At 31.1% G+C, this 17,572-nt stretch carries 23 protein-coding genes; 8 read left to right on the forward strand and 15 right to left on the reverse strand.

The genetic code is table 11. The features are described 5' to 3' along the window. Positions 1-4: 4 nt before the first annotated feature. From rplW to rpsL, 7 genes are all read right to left on the reverse strand, one after another. Complete coding sequence (gene rplW, locus ACTF56_RS05210; protein ID WP_338378155.1) at positions 5-295, reverse strand: 50S ribosomal protein L23; 291 nt, start codon at positions 293-295, stop codon at positions 5-7. A 7-nt stretch (positions 296-302) separates the two neighbouring features. Beyond that, positions 303-932, reverse strand: a complete 630-nt coding sequence (gene rplD / locus ACTF56_RS05215) for a 50S ribosomal protein L4 (RefSeq protein ID WP_438965855.1) — start codon at positions 930-932, stop codon at positions 303-305. After that, positions 932-1,549 (reverse strand): 50S ribosomal protein L3, encoded by a 618-nt coding sequence (gene rplC, locus ACTF56_RS05220; RefSeq protein WP_438965856.1) that lies wholly within the window; start codon positions 1,547-1,549, stop codon positions 932-934. Before rplC ends, rplD begins: the two co-directional genes overlap by 1 nt. A 226-nt stretch (positions 1,550-1,775) precedes the next feature. After that, entirely contained in the window at positions 1,776-2,081 is a 306-nt protein-coding gene (gene rpsJ, locus ACTF56_RS05225) for a 30S ribosomal protein S10 (protein ID WP_008254495.1), read from the reverse strand. An 11-nt stretch (positions 2,082-2,092) separates the two neighbouring features. Beyond that, on the reverse strand, positions 2,093-4,249 hold the full coding sequence (gene fusA, locus ACTF56_RS05230; RefSeq protein ID WP_438965857.1) for an elongation factor G: 2,157 nt from the start codon (positions 4,247-4,249) through the stop codon (positions 2,093-2,095). Positions 4,250-4,259: 10 nt separating this feature from the next. Further along, on the reverse strand, positions 4,260-4,736 hold the full coding sequence (rpsG, locus tag ACTF56_RS05235) for a 30S ribosomal protein S7 (RefSeq protein WP_026717851.1): 477 nt from the start codon (positions 4,734-4,736) through the stop codon (positions 4,260-4,262). A gap of 16 nt (positions 4,737-4,752) precedes the next feature. Then, positions 4,753-5,136, reverse strand: a complete 384-nt coding sequence (gene rpsL, locus ACTF56_RS05240; protein ID WP_338378150.1) for a 30S ribosomal protein S12 — start codon at positions 5,134-5,136, stop codon at positions 4,753-4,755. Positions 5,137-5,337: 201 nt separating this feature from the next. On the opposite strand from rpsL, the gene ACTF56_RS05245 reads away from it, so the two are divergent. After that, on the forward strand, positions 5,338-6,999 hold the full coding sequence (locus tag ACTF56_RS05245) for a hypothetical protein (protein ID WP_438965858.1): 1,662 nt from the start codon (positions 5,338-5,340) through the stop codon (positions 6,997-6,999). Between the two features lie 127 nt (positions 7,000-7,126). Further along, complete coding sequence (gene rlmB, locus ACTF56_RS05250; protein WP_438965859.1) at positions 7,127-7,861, forward strand: 23S rRNA (guanosine(2251)-2'-O)-methyltransferase RlmB; 735 nt, start codon at positions 7,127-7,129, stop codon at positions 7,859-7,861. 116 nt (positions 7,862-7,977) lie between these two features. Here the strand turns inward: rlmB and ACTF56_RS05255 are convergent, their stop codons facing one another. Continuing rightward, entirely contained in the window at positions 7,978-8,736 is a 759-nt protein-coding gene (locus ACTF56_RS05255) for a rhomboid family intramembrane serine protease (protein ID WP_438965860.1), read from the reverse strand. Positions 8,737-8,990: 254 nt separating this feature from the next. On the opposite strand from ACTF56_RS05255, the gene ACTF56_RS05260 reads away from it, so the two are divergent. The 6 genes from ACTF56_RS05260 to ACTF56_RS05285 all read left to right on the forward strand — a co-directional run bounded on the left by ACTF56_RS05260 (position 8,991) and on the right by ACTF56_RS05285 (position 12,208). Further along, entirely contained in the window at positions 8,991-9,158 is a 168-nt protein-coding gene (locus ACTF56_RS05260) for a hypothetical protein (RefSeq protein WP_438965861.1), read from the forward strand. Beyond that, positions 9,118-9,555: a Crp/Fnr family transcriptional regulator gene (locus tag ACTF56_RS05265; protein ID WP_438965862.1), complete on the forward strand. Its 438-nt coding sequence runs from the start codon at positions 9,118-9,120 to the stop codon at positions 9,553-9,555. The genes ACTF56_RS05260 and ACTF56_RS05265 overlap by 41 nt, the downstream gene beginning before the upstream one ends. A 159-nt stretch (positions 9,556-9,714) precedes the next feature. After that, positions 9,715-10,119 carry an inner membrane protein YiaA gene (gene yiaA / locus ACTF56_RS05270; RefSeq protein WP_438965936.1) on the forward strand — a complete coding sequence of 135 codons (405 nt, stop codon included), beginning with the start codon at positions 9,715-9,717 and terminating at the stop codon, positions 10,117-10,119. Positions 10,120-10,236: 117 nt separating this feature from the next. Continuing rightward, positions 10,237-10,485, forward strand: coding sequence for a type II toxin-antitoxin system ParD family antitoxin (locus ACTF56_RS05275; protein ID WP_338378143.1), 249 nt, complete (start codon positions 10,237-10,239; stop codon positions 10,483-10,485). Next, positions 10,482-10,787, forward strand: coding sequence for a type II toxin-antitoxin system RelE/ParE family toxin (locus ACTF56_RS05280; protein ID WP_438965863.1), 306 nt, complete (start codon positions 10,482-10,484; stop codon positions 10,785-10,787). The genes ACTF56_RS05275 and ACTF56_RS05280 overlap by 4 nt, the downstream gene beginning before the upstream one ends. A gap of 143 nt (positions 10,788-10,930) precedes the next feature. Further along, complete coding sequence (locus ACTF56_RS05285) at positions 10,931-12,208, forward strand: replication-associated recombination protein A (RefSeq protein ID WP_438965864.1); 1,278 nt, start codon at positions 10,931-10,933, stop codon at positions 12,206-12,208. Position 12,209: 1 nt separating this feature from the next. Here ACTF56_RS05285 and ACTF56_RS05290 read toward each other — a convergent pair whose 3' ends face one another. The 7 genes from ACTF56_RS05290 to radC all read right to left on the reverse strand — a co-directional run bounded on the left by ACTF56_RS05290 (position 12,210) and on the right by radC (position 17,571). Continuing rightward, the gene (locus ACTF56_RS05290; RefSeq protein WP_438965865.1) at positions 12,210-12,701 is read right to left on the reverse strand and encodes a hypothetical protein; all 492 of its coding nucleotides are present in this window, start codon (positions 12,699-12,701) and stop codon (positions 12,210-12,212) included. A gap of 45 nt (positions 12,702-12,746) precedes the next feature. Further along, a complete protein-coding gene (locus ACTF56_RS05295; protein ID WP_438965866.1) occupies positions 12,747-13,490 on the reverse strand; it encodes a hypothetical protein in 744 nt (247 codons plus the stop codon). 97 nt (positions 13,491-13,587) lie between these two features. Next, entirely contained in the window at positions 13,588-14,277 is a 690-nt protein-coding gene (locus ACTF56_RS05300) for a YjjG family noncanonical pyrimidine nucleotidase (RefSeq protein WP_438965867.1), read from the reverse strand. Positions 14,278-14,428: 151 nt separating this feature from the next. After that, on the reverse strand, positions 14,429-14,914 hold the full coding sequence (locus ACTF56_RS05305) for a hypothetical protein (protein WP_438965868.1): 486 nt from the start codon (positions 14,912-14,914) through the stop codon (positions 14,429-14,431). Then, positions 14,907-16,169, reverse strand: coding sequence for an ABC transporter permease (locus ACTF56_RS05310; RefSeq protein WP_438965869.1), 1,263 nt, complete (start codon positions 16,167-16,169; stop codon positions 14,907-14,909). The genes ACTF56_RS05305 and ACTF56_RS05310 overlap by 8 nt, the downstream gene beginning before the upstream one ends. After that, positions 16,166-16,795: an ABC transporter ATP-binding protein gene (locus ACTF56_RS05315; RefSeq protein WP_438965870.1), complete on the reverse strand. Its 630-nt coding sequence runs from the start codon at positions 16,793-16,795 to the stop codon at positions 16,166-16,168. The genes ACTF56_RS05310 and ACTF56_RS05315 overlap by 4 nt, the downstream gene beginning before the upstream one ends. 92 nt (positions 16,796-16,887) lie before the next feature. Then, positions 16,888-17,571 (reverse strand): RadC family protein, encoded by a 684-nt coding sequence (gene radC, locus ACTF56_RS05320; RefSeq protein ID WP_438965871.1) that lies wholly within the window; start codon positions 17,569-17,571, stop codon positions 16,888-16,890. Between the last annotated feature and the right edge of the window lies 1 nt (position 17,572).

Below are 17,572 nucleotides of genomic sequence, written 5' to 3' on the forward strand. Positions count from 1 at the left end.
TTTATTAAATATTATTATAAAAGTCTATTGCTTCTCCTTCTTTCAGTTGTACAATTGCTTTTTTATAAGCATTTGTTTTACCAACGATTAAACCACTCTTAGTGTATTTAACCGATCTATCAGATCTGTAATTCATTGTGTTGACATTTTCAACAGTCACTCCATAAGAAGCTTCGATTGCTTTCTTAATTTGGATTTTGTTTGCTTTCTTATCAACTACAAAACCAAAACGGTTAAAAATTTCACCGTCTTTGGTCATTTTTTCAGTAATGATAGGTTTAATAATTACATTCATACCCTACTTATTTACTTAAATTAGATTCAATTCCTTCTAACGAACTCTCCATTAATACTAATTTATTAGCATTCAATATACCGTAAGTACTTAATTCAGAGTTTATTACAACACTAGAAGCCTTTAAATTGCGTGACGACAAATATACATTTTTATTTGAATCACCCAACACAAATAAAGATTTTTTATTTTCTAAACCTAAAGCATTCAAAACATTAATGAAATTTTTGGTACTTGGAGATTCAAAATTAAAATCTTCAACTACGATTAAATTTGACTCTTTTGCTTTGATTGAAAAGGCAGATTTTCTTGCTAAACGTTTTAAAGATTTATTCAATTTAAATGAATAACTTCTTGGTCTAGGTCCAAAAACAGTTCCTCCACCTTTAAACAAAGGGTTTTTAGCACTACCAGCTCTGGCAGTTCCGGTTCCTTTTTGTTTTTTAATCTTACGAGTACTTCCAGCAACTTCAGCTCTTTCTTTAGCTTTGTGCGTTCCTTGTCTTTGATTTGCTAAATATTGCTTAACATCAAGGTATACTGCGTGATTATTTGGTTCAATTGCGAATACTGAATCAGAAAGTTGTACTTTTCTTCCAGTTTCTTTTCCGTTTACATCTAATACTTTTACTTCCATTACTTCTGAATGATTACGTAAGAGTTTTTATGTCCTGGCACACATCCTTTTACTACTAAAAGGTTTTTGTCTGCTACAACTTTTAAAACTCTAAGATTCTGAATTGTTACGTTATCTGTACCCATTCTTCCAGCCATACGCATTCCTTTGAATACTCTAGATGGATAAGAAGAAGCTCCAACTGAACCAGGTGCTCTTAAACGGTTATGTTGACCATGAGTTGCTTGTCCAACACCACCAAAACCGTGACGTTTAACAACCCCTTGAAAACCTTTACCCTTAGATACACCTTGTACATCTACAAATTCTCCTTCTGTGAATAAATCCACATTCAACACATCACCTAAGTTGTGTTTTTCTTCAAAATACTTGAATTCAACGACTTTCTTCTTAACATCTGTTCCTGCTTTCTTGAAGTGACCTTCTTCAGCTTTAATAGAGTGTTTGTCAGTTTTGTCATCGAAACCAAGTTGAAGAGCTTCGTACCCGTCAACCTCAATGGTTCTGACTTGGGTAACTACACATGGACCAGCTTGGATTACAGTACAAGGAATGTTTTTCCCGTTCTCATCAAAGATGCTAGTCATGCCAATTTTTCTTCCGATTAACCCAGACATATTAAACTAATTATTAATTACTATTTAAATTTTGTACATAAATATATAAATGCACAATTTTTTTTCAAGGGTGCAAATATATAAATATTATTTAATTAATACAAAATTAATTACTTAACTATTTTTTAATAAACAATTAAGCAACAAAAATGCATTAAAGATTAAAAAAACCGCAGTAAATTAATACTAGCGGTTTTATTTTTAACTGATTGAACAGTGTTTGAAACTATACTTTAATTTCTACTTCAACACCACTTGGCAATTCCAATTTCATTAAAGCATCAATAGTCTTAGAAGAAGAACTATAAATATCTAATAATCTTTTGTATGAACTAAGTTCAAATTGCTCACGTGATTTTTTATTTACGTGCGGTGAACGCAACACAGTAAAAATCTTTTTGTGCGTAGGTAATGGAATTGGTCCAGTTACTACTGCCCCAGTACTTTTGACAGTTTTTACAATCTTTTCAGCAGACTTATCTACCAACATGTGATCGTAAGATTTTAATTTTATTCTGATTTTTTGACTCATTTTCTTTAGAATTAAGCGTTACCTTTTGCTTTTTTAATTACCTCTTCTGAAATATTAGAAGGCGTTTCTGCGTAGTGAGAAAACTCCATTGTCGATGTTGCTCTACCTGATGATAATGTTCTTAATGTTGTTACATATCCAAACATTTCAGATAAAGGCACATCTGCTTTAATAGTTTTAGCACCACTTCTGTCACCCATATCATTAACTTGTCCTCTACGACGATTTAAGTCACCTACGATATCACCCATGTTTTCTTCAGGAGTAATAACTTCGATTTTCATGATTGGTTCAAGAATAACAGCTCCAGCAGCTTTTGCCACTTCTTTGTATCCCATTTTTGCTGCTAATTCGAAAGAAAGAGCATCAGAATCTACAGGGTGAAAAGATCCATCCGATAAAGTTACTTTTAAACTATCCACTGCATATCCTGCTAATGGACCTGTTTTCATAGCCTCACGGAAACCTTTTTCAACAGCTGGGATGTATTCCTTAGGAACATTACCACCTTTTACTGCATTAACAAACTGTAAACCTACAGCTGCTTTTCCATCAACTTCTTCCGCTGGCTCTAATGTAAATACAATATCACCAAACTTACCACGACCACCAGATTGCTTTTTATAAGTCTCTCTGTGTGTCGCTGATCTTGTAAATGCTTCTTTATATTCAACTTGAGGCTCACCTTGGTTCACTTCAACTTTAAATTCACGTTTCATTCTATCCACAAGAATGTCTAAGTGTAACTCACCCATTCCTGAGATAATAGTTTGACCTGAAGCTTCATCAGTTCTAACTGTAAATGTAGGATCTTCTTCAGCTAATTTCGCTAAAGCCATACCCATTTTATCAACGTCAGCTTTAGTTTTAGGCTCAATAGCGATACCAATTACTGGATCAGGGAATTTCATTGACTCAAGAATAATTGGGTGTTTTTCATCACACATTGTATCTCCAGTCTTAATATCTTTAAATCCAACTGCTGCTCCAATATCTCCAGCTTCGATGTATTCGATTGGATTTTGTTTGTTAGCGTGCATTTGGTAGATACGAGAAATTCTTTCTTTATTTCCAGAACGTGTATTTAATATATACGAACCTGCATCTAAACGACCTGAATAAGCACGGAAGAAAGCTAAACGACCAACATAAGGGTCAGTAGCAATTTTAAATGCTAAAGCAGCAAATGGCTCTTTAACATCTGGCTTACGCAAGATTTTAGTTTGATCTTCTTCTAACAAATCAACATCATCAGGGTGAATTCCTTCGATACCTTCCTTATCCATTGGAGAAGGCAAATATTTACAAACAGCATCTAACATGAACTGAACTCCTTTGTTTTTGAAAGCAGAACCTGCAATCATTGGAATAATAGCCATATCAATAGTAGCTGCACGTAATGCTGCGTTAATTTCATCTTCAGTAATAGAATTTTCATCTTCCATATACTTATCTAAAAGATTCTCGTCATAAGTAGCGATTTCTTCGATAAGGATTGAACGATATTCTTTTACTTCATCAACCATATCAGCTGGAATATCAATAATATCAAAAGTAGCTCCTTGTGTTTCATCATGCCATACAATAGCTTGATTTTTCACTAAGTCAACTACACCTCTGAAATCATTTTCTTCACCAATAGGCAAAGTGATAGCAACTGCGTTTGATTTCAACATATCTTTCACTTGTTGACAAACCATTAAAAAGTTAGACCCTTGACGGTCCATCTTATTAACGAATCCCATTCTTGGAACTCTGTATTGATCTGCAAGTCTCCAGTTAGTTTCTGATTGAGGCTCAACACCATCAACAGCACTAAATAAGAAAACTAAACCATCTAATACACGTAACGAACGGTTTACCTCTACTGTAAAGTCAACGTGACCTGGAGTATCGATAATGTTAAAGTGATAAGGTATTGATTCTGGTAAAATTTTACCTTGTTGTGTTGGAAAATTCCATTCACAAGTTGTAGCTGCAGAAGTAATTGTAATACCTCTTTCTTGCTCTTGTGCCATCCAGTCCATTGTTGCAGCACCATCATGTACTTCACCAATTTTGTGTGATTTTCCAGTATAGAATAATACACGCTCAGTTGTTGTTGTTTTACCAGCATCAATGTGAGCAGCGATTCCTATGTTTCTTGTATATTTTAAATCTCTTGACATTTCTTATTTATTAAAATCTGAAGTGAGAGAATGCTTTATTTGCATCTGCCATTTTGTGAGTATCCATTCTTTTCTTAACTGCTGCACCTTCTTCTTTAGCTGCTGCTAAAATTTCTGATGACAATTTTCCAGCCATAGATTTCTCATTTCTCTTTCTTGCATAAAGAATTAACCATTTCATTGCAGTAGAAATTTTTCTATCTGGACGAATTTGCATTGGTATTTGGAATGTAGCTCCACCAACTCTACGACTACGTACTTCTACGTGAGGCATAACGTTTGTTAAAGCGTCTTTCCACAATTCTAAAGCTGATTTTTCATTATCACCTTTTTTAGCTTCTACGATATCTAATGCATCATAAAAAACTTTAAAAGCTGTTGATTTCTTACCATCCCACATTAAGTTGTTCACAAAACGTGTTACTAACTGATCGTTAAATTTTGGATCTGGTAAAAGGGGTCTTTTTTTTGCCGCTCTTTTTCTCATGTCTTTTCTTTAAAAATTACTTTTTAGCGTCTTTTGGACGTTTTGCACCATACTTAGATCTTCTTTGTGTTCTACCGCTTACTCCGGCAGTGTCTAAAGCACCACGTACAATGTGGTATCTAACTCCTGGTAAATCTTTTACTCTTCCACCTCTAACTAATACTATCGAGTGCTCTTGTAGATTGTGTCCTTCTCCAGGAATGTAAGCATTCACCTCTTTACCATTTGTTAAACGAACCCTTGCTACTTTACGCATTGCAGAGTTTGGTTTTTTTGGTGTAGTTGTGTAAACACGTGTACATACTCCTCTTCTTTGAGGACAAGAATCTAAAGCAGCCGATTTACTCTTCTTAGTCATTTGGGTTCTCCCTGTTCTTACTAATTGTTGAATTGTTGGCATAATTAAATACTAATTTTTCTTGTGATTTATTAATCCCGCTTTTTTACGGGTTGCAAATGTATGAATATATTTTAACAAAACAAATCTAATTTATTAATTTTCAAAACATTGTTCTAACTGTTTGTGGTTAATTGTTAATTGTTTATGGTTTGAATCTTTTAAATTGAAATTAATTTCGTTTTTTTGCGTTAGATAATTGCTATGAAATTTAATCTTTCAATATTACTGTTTTTATTCATTCAACTTTCATTTTCTCAACAATTTGAGATGCTTGTGGAAGGAAATTCTGTGCCTGAAACAAAAACAATAGATAGTATTGGATATCTTAAAAAGCATTCAACTGTTGCTTCTGTACTTGAAGAACAAAAATTATTGGAACAAAAACTGCAACAAAAAGGATATTTTGAGAATGAATTACTACTTCAATCTAAACTCAATGATAGCATTTTCTACTTTAAATATCATTTAAAAAAACAAGTGAAATTTATACATATATATGTAGGAGTAATTTCAAAAGATGAAAAACAACTTTTAGGTCTTGAAAATGATTCGATAAAATTACCCATCAGCGAAGTTGAGTCATTTATGCAAAACAAAATTACTATATTAGAAAAGAAAGGTTTTTCATTGGCTCAATTGAAGTTGATGGATTACAGTCAAGTTGATGATAAAATGATTGCTAAATTGGAATTAACTTTAAATCAAAAAAGAACACTTACAAATATTGTGATTGAAGGTTATGAAAAATTTCCATCAGGTATTAAAAAAGCAATTTTAAAAAAAGCTAGACGATTGGATTTCAATCAAGATAATGTTTCTAAAATTTATAAAGACTTTAATGAGTTGCGTTTTGTGACTCAAACTAAATATCCTGAAATTTTATTCACCAAAGATTCTACAAAGGTTTATGTTTATCTTGAAAAAGCGAAACCTAATAAATTTGATGGTTTTATAGGTTTTGCCAATGATGAAAATTCCAATCTTCGTTTTAATGGTTATTTGGATTTACAATTGCAAAATATTTTAAATTCTGGAGAAAAGTTGAGCTTATTCTGGAAAAACGATGGAAAACAACAATCAAGTTTTAATTTAGGAACTGAAATTCCGTACATGTTCAAAAGTCCGATTGGAATTAAAGCTGATTTACGGATTTTCAAACAAGACAGTACGTTTCAAAACACAAAGACTGATTTAAATTTGGGTTACTATTTCAAATACAATTCGAAAATATATTTGGGTTACCAAAAAACAACTTCGGTTGACATTCAAAACACAAATTCGTTTAGTATTAATGATTTTACGAATACATTCATCACATCTTCTTTTGATTTTACAAATTTTAATAATGATGACTTTATTTTTCCAGAGAAGACTAAATTTAACATGAAAATTGGAACCGGAAACAGAACCATAAGTTCTCAAAAAACAAATCAATTTTTTGGACAAGTTAATTTTAGTCATAATTTATATTTGAATGACAAAAACATCATCAATATTAAAAATGAAACTTTTTATTTACAAAGTGATGATTACGTAATCAATGAATTGTATCGTTTTGGAGGCATAAATTCGATTCGTGGTTTTAGTGAAAACAGTTTACAGGCTAATGCTTACAGTGGTATTTTAACCGAATATCGCTACATGATGGCTCCAAGCATTTATGTACATTCAATAATTGATTATGGTTATTTTCAAGACAAAACTTCTGATTTAAAAAATCGTTTATTGGGATTAGGATTTGGATTTGGACTTTTTACCAAAAACGGTTTGTTTAATCTAATCTATGCCAATGGTTCTACTAGGGAACAAGCAATAAAACTTTCCAACTCCATTGTGCATGTGAGTTTTAAGACTTATTTCTAAAATAGATTTTCGGATTTTCAGATATTTAGAATTTTAGACTACTTAATTTACTCAAAAGCTTTTAACCTTATAAACTTTTAAACTCCTAACCTATTTAAAATTCTAATAAAAAGACTATTTTTGCCAAATGGAAAGAGATAATCAAATATTTGGAATTCGTGCTATAATTGAAGCAATTCAATCTAAGACAGAAATTGATAAAGTGTTTTTACAAAAAGAGCTTCAAGGTGACTTGATGAAGGATTTGATGAAAGCTATGAAACAGAACAACGTTAATTTCTCCTACGTTCCTGTAGAAAAATTAAACCGTTTGACTTCTGGAAATCATCAAGGTGCTGTGGCAACGATTTCTCCGGTTTCTTTTCATGATTTGGAAACTTTAGTGGAAAGTGTTTTGGCTAAAGAAAAAACTCCTTTGTTTTTAATTTTAGACCAACTATCGGATGCTCGTAACTTTGGAGCTATCATCAGAACCGCTGAATGTACTGGTGTTGATGGAATTATTGTTCAAAAACAAGGCTCAGCTCCAGTAAATGGTGACACGGTTAAAACAAGTGCTGGTGCTGTTTTTAATGTTCCGATTTGTAAAGTTGACCACATTAAAGATGCGATTTTTCATTTACAAGGAAGTGGAATAAAAACCATAGCTGCTACAGAAAAAACAGATCAAAATATTTATGATTTAACGCTAAACGAACCTTTAGCTATCATTATGGGAAGCGAAGATAGAGGTGTAAACCCTTCTGTGTTGAAAATTGTGGATGAAAAAGCAAAATTACCCATGTATGGAACTATTGAATCTTTGAATGTTTCGGTTGCTTGTGGTGCTTTTCTGTATGAGGTTGTAAGGCAAAGACAGTAAAAGAGTTTTCAGTGTTCAGTTTTTAGTTGGCAGTTTTGATGCTGAATCAAGTTCAGCATGACAAGGTTTAAATAAAACTTCAACAATCATAAATCGTTAATCTACAATCTTAAATCTTATTCTTTTTTGATTCCAATAAAATCATAAATCACTTTTATGGATGAGTTGAAATATTCTTTGACTACTTCTTCTGGTTTTGGTGGTGGAGCGAATTTTCCGTTTTCGTCAAAGTTTTTCATGAAAGGATCATTTTCTGGATTGAAATCTGGACTTTCCCAATCGTAGTGAATGGCTTTGTCAAATTGGGGTGTTTTTAGAAAATAACTTAATACAAATCCAGTTAAGAATCCGAATAAATGACCTTCCCAAGAAATATTGTTTTTGCCAACTTCTGGAAACATGTACCAAACCATTCCACCATACAATAAGATTACCGTTAAAGAAACGGCTACTAATCTAAAGTATTTGGTAAAAATTCCTTTGAAGAAAATAAAACTCACTAAAGCATAAACCAATCCACTAATTCCGATGTGATAACTTGGTCTTCCAATGAGCCATGTGCCTAATCCTGAAAATAAAATTCCGATTATTACAACGGTTACAGATTGCTCTCTATAGAAATATCGCAAGAACAATAGAAGTACAAATAGAGCTACAGAATTATTAAACAAATGTTCCAAATCTCCATGAATAAATGGACTAAAAATAATTCCTTTTAATCCGAAACCTGTTCTTGGGTAAATTCCGTAATGCGAAAAATCAATATGATAATGATGTTCTATCCAAAACACAATCCACAAAAGTAATACTGCCAACAATGGAAACAGAATTACCGAAGGTGTGAATTTGAATGGGTTGTCTTTTATTTTGTTCATGATTTTTTGTTACACAGAGTTACACCAAGCAAACACAAAGTTACACTAAGATTAAATATTTATACTAAACTATTTTAACGCAATGTTTCCACGGTTTTCGCAAAGTTCGGGAAGTTTTGTTTTTGTTGTTATTTCAAAGATAAAGCCAAAATTAATTACATGCTCATTTGTCATAAAAAAGCAAATTTTGTCATAAAAGAGATTTATCTTACGTATTATGTTGTGAAATTATCAAAAAGCTATATATTTAAATCGTGGAAAGATTAAGAATAAAATTAGAAGAAAAAGTAACCATTTCAGAAAGTGAATGGGAATTTATTGTCTCTAGATTAGAAGTAAAAACATACAAAAAGAAGGAGTTTTTGATAAAATCAAATACTATTGAAAATAAGATTCATTTTATTTTGGAGGGTGTTTTTTAGAATGTTTATTGATTTGCCTGAAAAAGATATAACCGTCGATTTTGGTTTTCCTAATAATTTTATAAGCAGTTATTCTTCATTTCTAACACAAAATCCAAGTGTATCTTGTATTCAAAGTTTAACTAAATCAAAAGTAATTTATATAACTCGTGAAGATTTAGATGAAATTTATAAGCAAACTAAAGTGGGAGAATCCATTGGAAGAGTTTTCGCAGAAGAGTTTTTCAGATACAAATCAAAACGTGAATTGAGTTTTTTAATAGAATCTCCTACAGACCGTTATTTAAATTTGGTAAAAGAACAACAACAATTGATTCAGGAAATTCCACAGAAATATTTGGCTTCCTATATTGGTATTACGCCACAAGCTTTGATTAGAATTCGTGGAAAAATTTAAAAATAGCGAATTTGTTAACCGAAGTTCATTGTTTGATGTCTAACATCCTACTTTCTTTGCTTTAGAATTTTAAACTAAAAAATTATGGAAGCAAATCAACTTATTGAAACTGAAAAAACAAGTTACACATCAAAAAACAAAAAACCAGACACTATTATAATGCAAAAACCTACAAGTGCTTTTATTGGTGCATCATGGATTGCACTTTTAACCGGAATGGTTTCTTATTGTATTGGTCTTTGGAATGCGGAAATGTTGTTGAATGAAAAAGGCTATTATTTTGCAATTCTTTTATTTGGATTATTCTCTGTTATTTCAGTTCAAAAATCGGTTAGAGATAGACTGGAAGGAATTCCTGTAACGGATATGTACTATGGAATTAGTTGGTTTACAACAATAATTTCAATCTTATTACTGATAATTGGTCTTTGGAATGCTGAATTACTCTTAAGTGAGAAAGGATTTTATGGAATGTCTTTTTTATTGAGTTTATTTTCAGCAATTACAGTTCAAAAAAACACTAGAGACTTACTTTTATCAACTAATAGCGATAAAAAGGAATAATAGTCACTTTATATGTAGATAAAAAAGGTTTGGAAATAAAATTTCAAGCCTTTTTTGTTAGTCCTATATTTTGATTTTGTACCAATATTTGGTAATTTTGAATATAATTTATGAATTATGGGCAAAAACACGTCTGTTGTATTGGGAAATCATTTTGAAGAATTTATTAAAAAATCTATAAAATCTGGAAGTTACAGTTCTGCTAGTGAAGTTATTAGAGCCAGTTTACGTTTATTGGAAGAAGAAGAACTTGCCAAAGAAGAACTTATTATGCAATTAAAACAAGGAGAAAATAGTGGTTATATTTCTGACTTTGATACTACTCACTTTTTAAATGAGATGAAATCTAAATACAATAATAAATGATAATTTATGAATTATCAAAACTTTCAAAACTAGATTTAGAAGAAATCTGGGTTTGGACTTTAGATAATTTTTCAGAAAATCAAGCTGATTATTATATTGAAAATTTAATTAATAAGATACAAAAGCATTGTAAATATCTTGAAAATGAAATTGTGATTGAACAACATTTTCTTGATTATAAATTTATAATATATCAATCTCACTATATTTTTTATTTAAGAACTTCAGAAAACAAGATATCCATTGTTCGTGTATTACATCAAAACAGAAATATTAATAGAATTTTGAAGAACCATTCTTAAAAAAGCCTTAAGAAAATCTATAGCCCTGATGGGAATGGCATCCTTTTTTGAAAAAAAAGATAGAATGGACAGCAGGAAGAAGCCTTTCTAAAAATGCCTAAAGTTAGTGCTCCAAAAAAATAAAATTATTGTATTTTTACCCCATGGAAGCACCATTAGCTGAGAGAATTAGACCAAAAAAATTGTCAGAATATATTAGTCAACTACATTTAGTAGGTGAACAAGGTTCGTTGACGCATCAGATTGCAAAAGGAATTATTCCTAGCTTGATTTTATGGGGACCACCAGGAACAGGAAAAACGACTTTGGCTCAAATTATGGCTGAAGAAAGTAAAAGACCGTTTTATATTTTGAGTGCCATTAACAGTGGTGTGAAAGATATTCGTGAGGTTTTAGACAAAGCGAAACAAAGTGGTGGTTTGTTCACGGCAAAAAATCCAATTTTGTTTATTGATGAGATTCACAGATTTAGTAAATCGCAACAAGATTCTTTGTTGGCTGCGGTGGAAAAAGGTTGGGTGACTTTAATTGGTGCAACAACTGAAAATCCGAGTTTTGAGGTCATTCCTGCTTTGTTGTCAAGATGTCAGGTTTATGTTTTGAATCCTTTTTCGAAGGATGATTTGGAAGCTTTGTTACATAGAGCGATGGAAACCGATGCTTTTTTGAAAACGAAAGATATTCAACTGAAAGAAACAGAAGCTTTGTTGCGACTTTCTGGTGGTGATGGTCGAAAATTATTGAATGTTTTTGAGTTGGTCATTAATGCGAGTGAAGGAGATTCTATTGAAATCACGAATGAAAAAGTAATGCAATTGGCTCAAAAAAATACGGTTTTATATGATAAAACAGGTGAAATGCATTATGATATTGTTTCGGCTTTTATAAAATCAATTCGTGGAAGTGATCCAAATGGTGCTGTTTATTGGTTGGCTCGAATGATTGAAGGTGGTGAAGATGTTAAATTTATTGCCCGAAGAATGTTGATTTTAGCCAGTGAAGATATTGGAAACGCCAATCCAACTGCTTTGATTATGGCAAATAACACTTTTCAGGCTGTGACTACAATTGGTTATCCTGAAAGTCGGATTATACTGAGTCAGTGTGCGGTTTATTTAGCAACTTCTGCTAAAAGTAATACTAGTTACTTAGCCATTGGAAAAGCACAACAAATTGTAAAACAAACGGGTGATTTGCCTGTTCCGTTACATTTGCGAAATGCTCCAACAAAATTGATGAAGGAATTGGGTTATGGTGATGAATATAAATATTCGCACGATTTTGCCAATAATTTTGCTGAACAAGAATTTTTACCAACAGAAATATCGGAAACTAAATTTTTTGAACCTGGAGAAAATGCTCGTGAAAGAGAAATTCGTCAGTTTTTGAAAAATCGTTGGAAGGATAAGTATGGGTATTAGATTAGGTTTTACTTTTTAAAGCACTCAAAAATTCATATTCTTTGTTAGAGAGTTGGATTTTTATTGTATCATTTTTTATTAAATTAACTCTATATTTTTTTTCAATTAATTCAAAGTCTTTAAAAAAAAGTAAACTCTTAGTATTCTCATTTTGAAAATTTAAATGACTTTTTTTAATCAATACACCATTGTTTTTTGAAATCACTTTTATTTTTAGCTCATTCAAATCAACTTTATTTGATTCAATATTAAGAAACAAACAATTATTTGTGTAATAACAAAGCATATCAATATATAAAGAATCTTGATACTTAATTCTCAAGAAGTCACCTTCATACTTTAAGAAGTTATTTTCCGAATTATCAAAAAAATAAGGAATAAAATTCAAATTAGTTTTATCAAAATTAGCACTCTGTATTAATTTTTTATCTTTTTGAATTGGGGCGCATGATATAATTATAAAACAAAACAGAGCAAAAATGTTTTTTCTCATCTTTTGGTATTAAATATTAATCCTTTGTATAGAAACAAAAAATCATTAAAATTTCACTTCAACTTTTTCCACAATTAATTCATTATTTTGATAATATTCAAATTTTGAAATTTGTCCGTTTAAAGTAAATATTCCTTGAAGAGTTCCTTTTTTAGCAATGAAAATTGTTGGATTAGAAGTTTTTAATAATTCAAACTTTGTGTCTTTGTTTTCGTCTATTAAATTATAACCGTTTTTAGTGATTTCAAGACTCAATCCTTCATTGTTTGAACTTGACAATTCAGTGGCATTTGTACTTTGTTTAATTTCTTCTTTAATAACAATTACCTCGTTTTTAGCCTCCGTTTTATTTGAAACTTCTTTTTCTTGAATTGATTTAGAAATGTTTAGTTTTCCTCTCAAAGAAACTAAAGTCTCTCTAGTAACTTCAGAATGCGCTTTATCAAAATTTTTCTCTTTAGTAACAGATTCAGTACCTTTTAAAACAACATTTTTTTTGCAATCTTTAAGCTCAACGGTCATTTTGGTAGTTAAAAAACCTTTATCTTTTATTAAATCAACGTATAAATATTCACATCTGTTGTTAAACATTTCATCGGTCATAACATCCGTTTCTTGAAGTACTTGAAATCCTTCTTTTTCAAAAAACAGCTTGCATAAATCGTTCAATCCGTATTGATTGGCTTCTTTTTGAAACATAAATTGTTTTGGAACAACCACAGTTGTGTATTTTTCTTGTGCCAATAAGGAACTAGAAACCAATAGTAATAATAAAACATATTTTTTCATATATATAAAATTTATTTGTTAGCGGTCATATTTGGTATCGCCTTTTTATTTATTGGTGTTTGCTTATGCAAACTTGTTGTTAATGGCGATTTCATAACTATAATATTTTTTTTAATTCTAACAAATGATTTATTTGAGGTACCTCTAAATTGTGATTCAAATTTTGCTCGTTGAAATATACAACTTTAATTCCAAAATTTATTGCACCATGAATATCAGCTTCTAAACTATCACCAATCATTATACTTTCGTCCTTTGAGGCTTTTGCTGTTTTAAGCGCATGATCAAAAATTTGGGGATGTGGTTTTTTTTGACCTGCCATTTCTGAATTTGTTATGGTTTCAAAATAATGATCTATTTTAGAATTTACCATTTTTTTTCCTTGAACTTGACTAAAACCATTGGTTATAATGTGCAGTTGATATTTTGGTTTTAAGTAATCTAATATTTCAAAAGTTCCATCAAAAAGATGATTGTAATTTGGCAAATGCTCAATATAATCTTCTGAAAGTTCATGAATTTGTTCGTCTGATATTGAAAAATTTAGAGCATCAAATACATCTTTAAAACGAAAATAGCGTAAATCCTGATGACTTACTTGATTGAGTTGATACAATTTCCAATAATGTTGATTTCTTGGAATATAAATTTCTAAAAAATCACTTAAAGAGATATCAAAGTTATGTATTTTAAAAATTGCTTCGAAGGCAAAAGCAGAATTTTTATCAAAATCCCAAAGGGTGTGATCTAAATCGAAAAAAACATGTTTGATGTTTGAAAATGACATAAAATAAATGGATTATTAGAAGCCTAAAAGTGTTAGTTTAGCCCTGACAGTAATGGCATCTTTTTTACACTGCTTTTTTTAAGTAGTGTAAAAAAATAAAATGGATGGCAGGAAAATGGATTAATAGAAGCCTGAAGTGTTGCTCCAAAAACTATTTACTAATTATTTCTGCATTATCGATGTGATAAATCCAATCTTCAATATCTGTCTCATTATATCGAAAAGTTCCTTTTAAAGTAACGTACTGGTCGGTTTTTAGTTTGGGTAAATCGCCTTTAAATTTGATTCCAGCTAAAGTCTCTGGACCTGATTTTCCGCAGAAAAAGCATGCTGCAAAAACATTTTTACTGATAGCATAATTTTTTGAATCAATAGGAATGATAAAACCACTAATGATGACGGCTTTTTTGCTTAGTGTTTTTAATTTAGTGTTGACAACAGGGAATTCTACTTCGCCATAATCTTTTACAGTTTTCTTTTGATATTTGATATCACCTAGCAATTTCCAAGTTATTGTATCGGTTGCAACTACACTTTTTTTAGTATGTGTAACTTCTTTTGATGCATTTGAAGTTGAGAAACTGAACAGACCAAAGGCTACAAAAAAAGCCACTAGTGATTTTGAAATTTTATCCATTAGATAATGTTTTTGATATGTTTAAATTATAAGCTTTTATGGCCGGAATTAATGCCGCAATGATACCTACAAAGATAGTTAGTAAAAATAAGATTCCTTCTTTTTCCCAAATAAATTCAAACGGGTTGAAACTCATTTTTAAATCTTCTTCAGCAGCATTGGATAAGAACGATAAAGCTATTCTTCCAAGAATCGTTCCAAAAAGAAAACCAACAATACATAGAATGAGACTTTCAATAAGTAATAAAAGTAACAATTGAAATCTTTTTGCACCACCAACTCTCAATAATGCAAATTCAAATTTGCGTTCTTTAAGGGTATTGTATAGTGCTATGAATATGGAAATTCCTGATATTAACATGATTCCGTAAGCCAAGTAACGTAAGGCTTCAATTCCGATTCCGAATAATGAAAAAAGACGATTTATTTCAATAGCTGGAGAAGCAACTTGCATTTTTGTATTTTGAGCTATGATTCTTGGCCAAGTTACGATTCCCATTTTGTTTCTAAACTTTAACAAAACGGCTGTGATTTCCATGCCTGGTTCATCTATGGTTAAATCATTTTCATGCTCATTGTGTTCATGGCCTTTTTCTCCGTGAGCAGGATTTTCAATATTTTCTTCATGATTATGACCTTCATGACTTACGTGCATTTGCCATACACTTGGAATGTTGCATAAAATTAAATTATCTACAACCTTTCCAGTTTTTTTTGTGATTCCTACAACAGTATAGGCTTCATTTTCATGAACTTCACCTTCAGCAGCATCGCCATGAGAACCAAAAAAAGTGTCTCCAATTTTTATGCTTAATTTTTGAGCAATTTCATGTCCAATAACAACTTCAAAATTATGTTCAAATAGTTTTCCTTCAGCGATTTTGGCATCGTATTTTTCTAAATAATCATGGGTTGTTCCTAAAATTTTATACCCTCTATAATTATCTCCAAAAGCTAAAGGAATTGCCTTTTCAATAAAACGGCTTTTCATCCAAACTTTAGCGGAATCATAACTTATATTCCCTGTTGGTGCATCTACTTGATACACCGAAGAAAGTATTAATTGCAAAGGACTTCCTTGTGCACCCATAACTAAATCAACGCCATCAATATTACTGTTAAATTTTTCTTCAAATTGCTTTTCTAATAAAATTAGAACTGTAATTATGGCAACACTTGACATTAGTAAAATGATACTCAAAATAGTATTTAATGGTTTAAACCAAATATTTCTCCAAGCTAATTTTGCTATCATATCATTGTAATTTGGTTGTGAAACTTCTCTTTAATTCGGCTATCGTGAGTCACAATAACTAAAGCGGCTTTATATTCTTTTGACAAATTGGTAAGTAATTCAATTACTGCATTTGCGTTTTTATCATCCAAACTCGAAGTGGGTTCATCTGCTAAAAGTACTTTAGGCTCGTTCATTAATGCTCTTGCAATAGAAACTCTTTGCAATTGTCCTATACTTAATTGTGATGGTAACTTGTCGGATTGTTCTAAAATATCCAGTTTTTGGAGTAGTTCTTTAGCCTTTGGAGTCTGCTTTTTTCTTCCTACCAACCAACTTGTCATTTCTAAATTTTCCAAAACAGTTAAACTTGAAATAAAACTTGATTTTTGAAAAACTATTCCTATATTTTTTCCTCTAAAAGCATCGGTCTTTTTCTCGGAAAGTGCTACAATATCTGTTTCGCCTACTTCAATACATCCTGTAATTGGCTTTAATAAACCGGCTAACAAATGTAAATATGTAGTTTTTCCTTTGCCCGAATTTCCAGTAATTAAAATGGTATTTCCAGCCGTACAATACAAATCTGGCATGTAAAAAAGCTGATCCTTTTGATATGAAAATGTAACGTTTTTAGTACTTATCATTTTTTTATAAATTCCAATATTTTGAATTTTGAATTCTAAATTTTACAAGTGGCAAGATAAGAAATTGAACCCTATTAATTTCTTAAACTTTTCTAAAATATTCCACTATCATTAAAACTATAATATCCGTTTTCGGTAATTATTAAATGGTCTAAAACTACAATTTCGAGATACTTAGAAGCTTCCTTAATTTTTTTTGTAATTTGAATATCAGCATCGCTAGCTACCAATTTTCCTGAGGGATGATTATGAGTTAAAATTATAGAAGTTGCATTAAACTCAAAAGCTGTTTTAAAAATCAATCGAACATCAACTACGGTTCCTGTTATGCCTCCTTTTGAAAGTTGTGCTTTATGAATTACTTTATTGGAATTGTTAAGATACAGAACCCAAAACTCTTCGTGGGGCAATTCGCCAATTATGGGTTGCATGATTTCAAAAATCATTTTGCTTGAGGTAATTTTTTTTAATTCTATTGTTTCTTCTGCTCTTCTTCGTCTTCCTAATTCTAACGCTGCTGCTATGGAAATGGCTTTTGCTTCTCCAATACCTTTAAAATTAGTCAGTTGGTTCACCGAAATTTTACCTAATTGATTAAGATTATTGTTGGTTGAGGCTAAAATACGCTGGCACAACTGTACAGCACTCTCATTACGAGAGCCAGAACCAATTAATATTGCCAATAATTCGGAATCGGATAAGGAAGATTTTCCTTTTAATAGAAATTTTTCGCGTGGGCGATCGTCTTCTGCCCATTGGTTGATTGGTGTGTACATA

Origin of the sequence: Flavobacterium sp. (genome assembly GCF_965657075.1) — a bacterium.
Lineage (GTDB): Bacteria > Bacteroidota > Bacteroidia > Flavobacteriales > Flavobacteriaceae > Flavobacterium.